This window comes from Alcanivorax sp. HI0044 (genome assembly GCF_001634945.1).
In genome coordinates this window covers 1-736 of the sequence record NZ_LWEZ01000204.1, presented here as the reverse complement: position 1 = coordinate 736, position 736 = coordinate 1, and the positions used below count along the sequence as shown (strand labels likewise).

General features: G+C 57.6%; 1 protein-coding gene. It reads right to left on the bottom strand.

The genetic code is table 11. The annotated features are described in order from the left end of the window. Nucleotides 1-694: NYN domain-containing protein (locus A3730_RS02470; RefSeq protein WP_063537409.1), on the bottom strand; the 694-nt coding region annotated here is incomplete at its 3' end. Nucleotides 695-736 lie beyond the last annotated feature (42 nt).

The following is a 736-nucleotide window of genomic DNA, read 5'->3' as shown; positions in this document are numbered from 1 at the left end:
GGATCATGTCGCTGAGTTTCTTGTGGCCGAACAGGCGAGTGTCGAAGTCGGGTTTGCGCTTGCTCAGGTGCTGGCCCACCGTACCCAGGTTGGCCCAGTCGTCCTCATCGGAAATATCATCGATCACGTTGGCGATCAGTTGCAGTGGCGGCGGCTCCTTGCTGACAGGCGCTTCTGTCTGGGCGGGGGTATCGGGCTTGTCTGAGGTGCTCTCGGGGGCATGGTCGGAGCGCAGTACTTCGGTGTAGATAAACTTGTCGCAGGCGGCCACGAAGGGCCCCGGCGTCTTGCGTTCCCCGAAACCATACACGGTCAGGCCTTCTTCCCTTAACCTCGCCGCCAGGCGGGTGAAATCACTGTCACTGGACACCAGACAGAAGCCCGAGAGCTGTTTGGTATAGAGCAGATCCATGGCGTCGATGATCATGCTGCAATCGGTGGCGTTCTTGCCCTGGGTGTAGGCAAATTGCTGGATCGGTTGCACGGAATGTTTCAGCAGCACGCTTTTCCAGCCACCCAGATTGGGTTTGGTCCAGTCGCCGTAGATTCGCTTGACGCTGGCGGTGCCAAATTTGGCGATCTCCTCGAACAGCCCGTCGACGATTTTTGGGGGTGTATTGTCCGCATCGATCAATACGGCCAATGATGTGTTGCTGAGCGGTGGGGAGTCCGTGCCCATGTTGCTGTCCGCCATGATGCATTCCTTTTGCGTTGGATACCGCCAACATAACGGATT